1 pseudogene is annotated in these 1,151 nt (G+C 63.9%); it reads left to right on the top strand.

Features of this window, described 5'->3' with window-relative positions:
• Positions 1–46 precede the first annotated feature (46 nt).
• Positions 47–571 (top strand): annotated as a pseudogene (locus AC1DUU_RS32590) (helicase-related protein); the annotation flags it as partial.
• Positions 572–1,151: the final 580 nt, after the last annotated feature.

Raw genomic sequence — 1,151 nt, 5'->3', positions numbered from 1 at the left:
CGCCACGCCCGGCCGCCTGACCGACCTCGTCCGTGAGGGCGACCTTGTGCTGGCCGATACCCAGTGGCTGGTCCTCGACGAGGCCGACCGCATGCTCGACATGGGCTTCATCAACGACGTCAAGCGTATCGCCAAGGCGACTGCGCGTAACCGTCAGACCGCTCTGTTTTCGGCAACCATGCCCGCCGAGATCGCCGAGCTGGCGCAAGGCCTGCTCAAGGATCCGATTCGTGTCGAGGTTGCGCCGCAGGGCACGACCGCGGCTGAAATCCGCCAGAGCATCATTCTGGCCCGCACCAAGCAGAAGCGTCAGATCCTGGCCAAGATGCTGGGTGATGAATCCATGACCTCGGTCCTGGTCTTTGCCCGCACCAAGCATGGTGCCGACCGTGTCGTGAAGGATCTGGATCGCGACGGCTTTGTCGCCGCCGTCATTCACGGCAACAAGTCGCAGAACGCGCGTCAGGCCGCACTCAACGGCTTCCGCGCCGGTAAGGTCCGCATTCTGGTCGCAACCGACATCGCGGCACGCGGTATCGACGTGCCTGGCATCAGCCACGTCGTGAACTTCGACCTGCCTGACGAAGCCGAAAGCTATGTCCATCGCATCGGTCGTACCGGCCGTAACGGCGCCAACGGCGTTGCGGTCACGCTTGTCGATCCCTCGGAAAACTCCAAGTTGAGGCAGGTCGAGCGCATCATCCGCATGAAGCTGACCATCGATGCCGACCATCTTGGCGAGCCCGATCCGGCTCGTCCGGCCGGTGAGCGCAACTTTGTGCCGGCCAACGACCGTGGTGACCGCGAGGAACGCCGGCCCAGCGGTCAGCGCCCACGTGGCAATAATGGCGGCAAGCCCAAGGGCGATCGTCCGAATGGCGCGGCCCCCAAGGGCGGCAAGCGCCGCTTTGGCGCACGCAAGCCGAACACGCGCGCAGCGTAACCGGTGCAGCAGATCGGGCCGGCTTGGTCCATTTGCTGACATGACTGGATAAGTCAGGGCGGTCGGAGCAATGCTTCGGCCGCCCTTTCGTTATGTGCGGATGCAGGGGCGCGATCGTCTTCTATCTCCGTGCCCGCGCCGCCAAACCCTAAGCCGTGGCGAAGACTGAGCGTCAGTCGATGCTCGAACGCTTGAGGTATACCATAGG

Source organism: Aminobacter sp. P4_H6_2 (assembly GCF_056400805.1).
Note: the sequence above shows the minus strand (reverse complement) of the source record. Positions and strands in the feature narration are given on the sequence as shown.